The organism is Limosilactobacillus viscerum (assembly GCF_947387525.1).
Taxonomy (GTDB): domain Bacteria; phylum Bacillota; class Bacilli; order Lactobacillales; family Lactobacillaceae; genus Limosilactobacillus; species Limosilactobacillus viscerum.
The window spans coordinates 1-8,868 of record NZ_CANDNW010000045.1 but is presented as its reverse complement, the minus strand read 5'-3'; the positions used below and the strand labels follow the sequence as shown (position 1 = coordinate 8,868).

General features: G+C 44.8%; 4 protein-coding genes, 1 tRNA gene and 1 pseudogene. All 6 read left to right on the top strand.

Annotation, left to right across the window (positions count from 1 at the left end):
• Positions 1-83: 83 nt before the first annotated feature.
• Positions 84-1,376: pseudogene (locus tag QOS07_RS08935) on the top strand (gluconate:H+ symporter); the annotation flags it as partial.
• A gap of 18 nt (positions 1,377-1,394) precedes the next feature.
• Entirely contained in the window at positions 1,395-2,390 is a 996-nt protein-coding gene (locus tag QOS07_RS08930; protein WP_283588602.1) for a D-2-hydroxyacid dehydrogenase, read from the top strand.
• A 158-nt stretch (positions 2,391-2,548) separates the two neighbouring features.
• The gene (locus QOS07_RS08925) at positions 2,549-4,384 is read left to right on the top strand and encodes a TerB N-terminal domain-containing protein (RefSeq protein ID WP_283588601.1); all 1,836 of its coding nucleotides are present in this window, start codon (positions 2,549-2,551) and stop codon (positions 4,382-4,384) included.
• A gap of 5 nt (positions 4,385-4,389) precedes the next feature.
• Positions 4,390-5,742, top strand: a complete 1,353-nt coding sequence (locus tag QOS07_RS08920) for an ATP-binding protein (protein WP_283588600.1) — start codon at positions 4,390-4,392, stop codon at positions 5,740-5,742.
• Positions 5,743-5,757: 15 nt separating this feature from the next.
• Positions 5,758-7,989 carry a DEAD/DEAH box helicase gene (locus QOS07_RS08915; protein WP_283588599.1) on the top strand — a complete coding sequence of 744 codons (2,232 nt, stop codon included), beginning with the start codon at positions 5,758-5,760 and terminating at the stop codon, positions 7,987-7,989.
• Between the two features lie 112 nt (positions 7,990-8,101).
• A tRNA-Thr gene (locus QOS07_RS08910) sits at positions 8,102-8,174 on the top strand.
• The last annotated feature ends 694 nt before the right edge of the window (positions 8,175-8,868 follow it).

Genomic DNA, 8,868 nt, shown 5'->3' with positions numbered 1-8,868 from the left:
ATGATACCTGATGTCACGCCGAATGGCGTTTTTTATTTACCACCAACTGGGTGGCTAACTTCATTCTATAATCCACCTATTTTAAGATTAATACATTTATTTCACTTTTAATTGTTTCAACAATTACTGGGCTTCTTTTAGGAATTCCAATTTCGAAAATAGTTACAGTTATTGAAGCTGGTATGGGGAGTACTCTTGGACATATCGGCATTATCTTTGGTGTTGGTGCCATGATGGGTCGGCTGCTAGCTGATGCCGGTGGTGCTCAACGTATTGCTATGACACTTATTGAAAAATTTGGTAAAAAACGGATTGAATGGGCGGTAATCATTTCCTCATTCCTTGTCGGTTTAGCAATGTTCTTTGAAGTTGGTTTGGTTCTCTTACTACCAATTATCTTTTCAATTGCTAAGGAATTGAAGATAAAGCCAATGAATCTTGCAATTCCAATGCTTGCTTCATTGCTTGTTACTCACGGCTTCTTACCACCACACCCAGGTCCAACCGTAATTGCTACTGGGTACCATGCAAGCCTTGGACTTGTCTTAATGTATGGTATTATTGTAGCAATTCCAACAGTTATTATTTCAGGAATCTTTTTCAATAAAGTAGATAAAAAAATTGTTCCATCCGCGTTTAAGAAAGATGGAAACGAAATGGCTTTAGGGGATGCAAAAGAACGTCCTTTGGATGAAACACCTGGCTTTGGTGTAAGTACCTTTACTGCTGTTTTCCCAGTTATTATCTTAATGGGTGCTTCCATTGTAGAAATGATTCAAGAACTAACTCATTTCCACAAAGGCCTTGCCTTTCAAATAATTCAATATATCGGTAACGGTGATACCGCAATGATTTTATCCTTATTAGTTGCTTTATACACTATGGGGATTCAACGTAAGATTCCATTAAAAGAAATTGGTAAATCATGTAGTAACGCTGCTGCTGCCATTGGTATGATGCTATTGATTATCGGTGGTGGTGGTGCCTTTAAACAAGTATTAGTTGAAGGTGGCGTTGGTAAATACATTGCTGGCCTGTTTAATGGTGCTTCAATTTCACCAATTATTATGGCATGGGTTGTTGCAGCTATTTTACGGCTTGCACTTGGTTCATCAACAGTTGCCGCAATTTCAACCGTTGGATTAGTTCTCCCAATGGTTGGAGCTGCTTCTCCTTCAATGTTGGCGTTAATAACTCTGGCAACTGGTGCCGGTAGTGCAACGTTTTCTAATGTTGATGATGCAAGCTTCTGGATTATCAAATCTTATTTCAATCTAAATATGAAGGAAACATTTTTAACTTGGTCTCTAATGGCCACAGTTGTGTCAATTGTTGGTTTGGCAATGATTCTTTTGATTAAGATGTTTGTTGCTTAAGGGGAGGTATTTATAAGTATGACAAAGATTTTTTGTTACAACACGCGTGAAGATGAAGTCCCTTATATTAAGGAATGGGGTGAAGAGCATCCTGACGTTGAAGTTGCGTATACAGCTGATCCAGTAACGCCACAAACAGTTAATGAGGCAAAAGGTGCCAATGGAATTGTTGCAACTCAACAATTAGATTATTCAGCAGAAGTTCTTCAAGGCCTTGCCGATTTGGGTATTCGAAACTTATCTTTGAGAAATGTTGGTTATGATAATGTTGACCTAAAGAAGGCAAAAGAACTTAATTTTAAGATTACCAATGTCCCTGTCTATTCACCAAATGCAATTGCCGAACATGCTGCAATTCAAGCGGCACGTCTATTACGGCAAAGCAAAGTAATGGATGCTAAAGTAGCAAATGGCGACCTGAGATGGGCACCAACGATTGGTCGTGAAGTTCGTGATCAAACTGTTGGTGTGATTGGAACTGGTCATATTGGACGTGTATTTATGAAGATTATGGAAGGGTTTGGCGCTAAGGTAATTGCGTACGATCTTTTCAAAAATCCAGAATTAGAAAAGAAGGGTTATTATGTTTCACTTGATGAACTTTATCGTCAATCAGATGTAATTTCTCTGCACGTTCCAGCAACAAAAGAGAACATTCATATGATTAATGATGATTCAATTAAAAAAATGAAGAAGGGAGTTGTAATTGTTAACTGTGCTCGGGGAGCCTTGGTTGACACAGATGCAGTAATTCGTGGATTAGATGATGGAAAAGTATTCGGCTTTGTAATGGATACCTATGAAGGTGAAGCGGGGATATTCAATGCTGATTGGCAAAATAAAGAGATACCAGACGAAAGATTAAAGAATTTGATTAGTCGATCAAATGTATTAGTTACTCCGCATACAGCTTTCTATACAACACATGCTGTTCGAAACATGATTTTTAAGGGCTTTAATAATTGTCTTGCGTTAGCTGAGAATAAGGAACCGGAATCCCCAGTTAAATATTAATTAGAAAACCTCTACTTGAAAATTTAAGAACTTTCTGCGGCTTAAACAAAGGATTTTTCCTATTGTTTAAGTCGTTTTTATGTTCCCTGATACAATCATTTCACAACGAATTAAAATATTGATATAATCAGAACGTATGTGCGGGAGGAGGCGTTAAGTTGGAACTTGAAACGTTGGAAAAACTAATTAGTAATAAGTATGGGCTGACCTTTACAGCAATTACCGATGACAGTAACCCATCACTAGTTGGTCTAACATTGAAGACTGGCCAAGCGCCCTTCATTGTCCTTGACCCTACTACTAATCCGGTGCATGTTGATGCACGATGCTTTAGCTTTGCCGCTGCAATCCAAGACTTTCCAGGCTTTGGGGCTGCTTTCTTCCATCATGATGACCAATGGGTTGGCTTTACCCTAACCAACGTTAGTGACCGGGCTGTTGAAAACATCATTGATTATGCTTTTAAAGCCGCTATTAATCTTGGCCATTCCGCGAGTCAACAGTATGTTGTCTTGCCAGAACAGGATACCGATAACCAGTACAAAGCGCAGCCCATTCCTCAACCTAGTCACCGCCCCAGTCCACAAACTACTCGTTCAGCGTTACCTAAACAACTGAAAGATGCCCTTGCAGCTTATGATTACACGCTACTCCCTGGTGAACGCCGGGATAAAAATTTTTATCTGCAGGGCCAAATGCTGGCCGACTATAAAGACAACTTTCACAACGCTGTTCCCTTACGGCGCTATTTTCCAACCTACCACCAGCTTTCCCCAGACCAACTTCGCACCTATTTCACTTGGCGGACAAAACTTCGGCAAGGGGAGTTTGAACCAGTTTCTGACTCGTATGCCTACCTCTACCTTTATGAGTTATTAAATGGCATTGGGGTTTCTTCACCGGCTGCGGGCTACCAGCAGTTGCTGATTTTTAAGCAAAAGTACGCCTCCCAGTTTGGCGACCATATGCAGGTGAACCTTGACCGGTGGTTGCATGACTATGTCCTTTACTACCGGTTAAAACACCAGGTTGCTAATCAAGTTTTCGCAGCTGAAATATCGGCCGACCGCGACTACCATATCCTGTTACACCCCGAAAAATATAGTGCAGAGGAACTCATTGATGCCTTCAGCCACCACTCAACATATCTCAAACACTGCCGGCTATACCAAAAGTCGACCGAACACTTTACTAAGTTGCTAAAAGTGGTTTGGCAAACGATCCTCACCCTACCAAATGACCAGGGACAAAAGTACTTCGACCAGCACATTGCAAGTCAGAAGATGTCAACAAATTATTTCTTTGCCAAAGCCGTCTTTTATTTCCGGCCCCAGCAAGAAATGGCGGAATACTCGGTAGATTCAGTTCGCCGCTACCGGTTTAAGGGGCGGCAATACTACTGTTTCTCCTTGCTAGCCCAGCCTAATGAGCGCCAAAATTTAAATGCTTTTCTACATGAAGTTGACCGGTTGGTGCGGCACAACTTTAACCTTGGCCACCCGTTGAAACCGCGGTGGCTGCCCGCGGCAATTGTTGACGCAATCAATCAGGGAATACATGATTACCAGCGCCAGCTACAGGAGGCCCACCAACCGAAAATTAACATCGATCTTGGCGATATTGAGCAAATTCGTCAGGATGCGGCCGCGACCCAGGAAAGCCTGATTACCGATGAAGAACGCCAGGCGGTTAGAGAAGAAGAGCAAGCGGCCACTCCGCCGGCACCAACGCCACCGTCACAATCACAAGAGACTGACTCGGCCGCGCTTGATGCTGACCAGAATTACTTCATGCACGCACTGTTAACCGGGACACCCTGGAAAGATTATTTAAAGCAGCACCACTTGATGGCTTCGATCATGGCGGACCAAATCAACGAAGCATTATTCGATGAGATTGGTGATGACGTGATTGAGTTTGATGAAAATGACCAGCCGGTGATCATTGAAGACTACCGGCCTGACCTTGAAGAGATTTTCTTGAATAAGGAGTGATACTAATGGCAGAACGAACACCACAACGGGTCCCTAAACGGATCGCCCAGACTGTCCTGCATTCATTAAAAGCGGGGGTCGTTCCACGAATCGGCTTACCATACATTACGGTGGGAAGAAAGGACGAAATCGCCGCCCTGCTACATGACTTCGGGGTAGTTGCGGAAGGCGGGGCGTCCTTCCACTTTATTGTTGGTCGGTACGGCTCCGGTAAAAGTTTCCTCCTGCAAGCAGTTCGGAACTACGTGATGGATAAAAATTTTGTCGTGGTCGACGGAGACCTGTCACCAGAACGGCGCCTTCAAGGAACGAAAGGGCAGGGGCTAGCAACCTACCGGGAACTAATCCAAAACTTAGCAACCAAGACCCGGCCAGAGGGTGGCGCCCTCACCTTAATTTTGGACCGGTGGATTAACACCGTCCAGACTGATGTAGCCACTGCTACCGGCCTGAATGAAGATGACCCGCAATTTGCTGCGGCAGTTGATAAGAAAATTTACGCTGTCATCTCATCATTGAGTGAGCTGGTCCACGGTTTTGATTTTGCTAAGCTATTGAACATGTACTACCATGCTTACCTTGATGACGACACTGAGACTAAGGCAAAGGTTATCAAGTGGTTCCGTGGCGAATACACTCACAAGACGGAGGCCAAACAGGAACTAGGCGTGAACATTATCATTTCTGATAGTGACTGGTACGAATACCTAAAGCTGTTTGCCCTCTTCTTCCGTCAGGCAGGCTATGCGGGCCTCGTAATCATGATTGATGAGCTGGTTAATATTTACAAAATCCCGAATAGTATTAGCCGACAGTACAATTATGAGAAGATTTTGACCATGTACAACGATACTTTGCAAGGAAAAGCCAAGTACCTAGGAATTTTGATGTGTGGGACCCCGCAAGCAGTTGAGGACCGGCGTCGTGGTGTATACAGTTATGAAGCATTACGTTCACGGCTAACGGAAGGTAAGTTTGCCCATGCCGGCGCCCAGGATATGTACGCTCCGGTAATAAAACTTGAGCCGTTGACGGCGGAAGAAATGCTGGTTCTGACCGAGAAACTAGCCGATATGCACGCGCGGCTATACGGGTACGACCGTAACATTACCGAGGATGAGCTAGCCAAATTTATTAAAATCGAGTACGGACGAATCGGCGCGGACACGAAAATCACACCACGGGAAGTCATTCGGGACTTCATTGAACTGTTAGATATTGTGTATCAGAACCCAACAACAACCGTTAGCGACCTGTTGAATTCAGACCAGTTTACCAGTATGACTGGGGATGAGGATGCAACGGCGGTTGACCAGGGGAGCCATAAGGAGAAGGACTACACGGAATTTAGGATTTAGAAGGGAGGCCGTTTGATGGACGTTTTTGCGCATTACGCACCCTTTATCCAGGATTATATTTACCGCCAGGGGTGGCAACAGTTGCGTCCCATCCAGGTAGCGGCTGCTGAGGAAATTTTCGGTAGTGACGACAATGTTTTGCTATCAGCATCAACGGCGGCAGGGAAGACTGAAGCTGCATTCTTTCCTATCCTGACCGAACTTGCGGCGGAAAAAGATCGTGATTCAATTAACTGCCTCTATATTGCACCGCTGAAGGCACTAATCAATGACCAGTACAACCGGCTAACGGAGCTGTGTGCGGATACCGACATTCCGGTCTGGCGGTGGCATGGTGATGTTTCGCAGACACAGAAGCGGAAGATGCTTAAACACCCATCTGGTATTTTACAGATTACGCCCGAGTCACTGGAATCGTTTATGATCAATAAGCACATGGATATCCCCCACCTCTTCCATGGCCTTCGCTTTGTGGTGATTGATGAATTGCACTCATTCTTGCGGAGTGACCGTGGTGGGCAGACCTTTTGCCTGATTGAGCGGTTAAGCAAACTTGCCGGGGTCCAACCGCGCCGAATTGGACTTTCCGCGACGATTGGAAACCTGCGTGAAGCAGCTCAATTTCTGGGTGCTGGTAGTGGGCACCGGACCGTGGCACCAAAGGTAAAGAATACCCGGCAAGTTTGGCGTCTTTCAATGGAACACTTCTACCAGACGGACCCCCAGGCGGCTAGTAAGGGCTTTGACCCGACGGCCCCGGTAGAACCAAAGACGGATGAGGCGCCGGAATTGGCTGATCCTGGAATTGGCTACATTTTTGAGCATACCCGTGGGAAGAAGAGCCTGGTGTTTACGAATAGCCGTGAGGAATGTGAGGCTGTTTGCCAAATGCTGCGGTCATACAGTGCCGCTAAGCACGAGCCAGACCGTTTCTTAATTCACCACGGTAACCTTTCGCCGTCATTTAGGCAGACGGCTGAAGACGCGATGAAGGATGACGATTCCTATATGACAACTTGTGCGACGGCTACCCTTGAATTGGGGATTGATATTGGTAAATTGGAACAGGCATTCCAGATTGATGCCCCGTTTACGGTCTCTGGTTTTCTCCAACGGATGGGGCGGACTGGCCGCCGAGGGAACCCGCCTGAGATGCACTTTGTAATGCGGGAGGAACACCCGGAATCGCGGGCAATGTTGCCGGATTTGATTCCGTGGTCGCTTTTGCAGGGGATTGCCCTGGTTCAACTCTACTTGGAAGAACGGTGGGTGGAACCCCCTGAGCCAAACCGGCTTCCGTACAGCCTCCTTTACCACCAGACAATGAGTACGTTGGCGTCGGGTGGTGAAATGAGTCCGGCGGAACTGGCGAGTCGGGTGTTGCCGTTAAACTATTTCCGGAATGTCAGCCAGGATGACTACCGGGTTTTGCTCCAACATTTGGTTAGGACGGATCAGATTCAGAAAACGGAACGTGGTGACTTGATCGTTGGAATGGCTGGTGAACGGGTGGTTAATAACTTTAAGTTCTACGCCGTTTTTCAGGAAAATGAGGAGTTCAGCGTTCATGCCGGTTCAGAAGAGTTAGGGACGATTGTTAAGCCGCCGCCGGTTGGCGATAAGATTGCCATCGCGGGCCGGGTGTGGGTGGTTGAAGATATTGACCGTCAGTGCCACCAGGTATATTGCCATGGTGTTAAGGGGCGGATCCCTGCTTACTTTGGGGATGTTCCCGGTGATATTCACCCAAAGATCTTGGCCCGGATGCGGAAGGTACTGAGTGAAGATACAATGTACCCTTACCTGATGAAGAATGCCCGGGCGCGGCTTACCCAGGTACGGGATACCTGTAATATAGCCGGTTTACCGCAGAAACGGTTGATTAACCTGGGCGGTAAGATGTGGTGTCTCTTTCCGTGGACGGGAAGCTATTCATTCCTGGCATTGGAACGCCTCTTGCGGATTAAGTGTGCCAAACGCTTGAATTTGCGGGGCTTTAACTCAGCACGGCCGTACTTTATGGAATTTGCGATGGATGCGTCAGCGGAAGAATTCTTCCAGATCCTGGGTGAGGAGGCGGCAAGGGACTTTGACCCGCTTGACCTGCTTTATCCCAAGGAAGTGCCGGTTTTTGATAAGTATGATGAGTACTTACCAGATGATTTGGTACGGAAGGAATTTGCGCAGAGTATACTTGATATTAAAGAAATGCGACGGTGTGTGGCGCAGATGTACCAACAGCGTTAAAAATAATAAGCTGGAAATCACTTGCCCGTGGTGGGGATGGTTTCCAGCTTATTTTTTAAAAAGGGCTTGCGTTTGGGGGATGATATGATATACTATTATTCGTTGGTTAAATGCTGACTTAGCTCAGTTGGCAGAGCACGTCATTAGTAATGATGAGGTCGGAGGTTCGAATCCTCTAGTCAGCACTAGAAACATACTAAAAGCCTATAACAATACGTTTTTACCGTGTTTGTTATAGGCTTTTTATGTTAGTTTAAGGCTATGATTTCTCACTTTTTTCACATGTTTTGAACTAAATGATATCCTATAATTTTTATGATCACGAAAATGGTTGATATGATAGTATTTGTAGTCATTTAAACGTGTGAAAAAATGTGAAATGCCAGAAGAAGGTATTGTAAGCAATTATACTTCTTCTTCCCAACCATGCGTCCAGAAAAGGAAACTAAGGACGGCAAGAAGTGTAAGAAGAACAAGAAGAAGTAGTCTAAAAGCTTGAAATGACGGCTTTTAAGCGACTTCGTGGATTTAGGCTAAATCAGTTATTAACTTCTAAAAAGTTAGTAACTGTGGTGTGTGTACACCAAAAATACACCAAATTTAAATAAATTAAGTTGGTAAAAAGCTGGCATAAAAAATGAAAGGCTTCGATTCTCTGCTTGGGAATCGAAGCCTTTTGTTTAAAAGTTATAGTTAAAGTCTTAAAGAAAAAAGATAAATACTTATTGAGAGCTTAAATAAGCCCTATTTTAGCCCATCTTATATGCTAAATAGTGTGAAATACCTTAATACTCTTAAAGAGGGTGGATTATAGAATGAAGTTAGCCACCCAGTTGGTGGTAAATAAAAAACGCCATTCGGCGTGACATCAGGTATCAT

What these genes read in the sequence shown, in the direction of transcription:
- QOS07_RS08915 (WP_283588599.1), top strand. Translation starts at nt 5,758, where the DNA reads ATGGACGTTTTTGCGCATTACGCACCCTTTATCCAGGATTATATTTAC.
- QOS07_RS08930 (WP_283588602.1), top strand. Translation starts at nt 1,395, where the DNA reads ATGACAAAGATTTTTTGTTACAACACGCGTGAAGATGAAGTCCCTTAT.
- QOS07_RS08920 (WP_283588600.1), top strand. Translation starts at nt 4,390, where the DNA reads ATGGCAGAACGAACACCACAACGGGTCCCTAAACGGATCGCCCAGACT.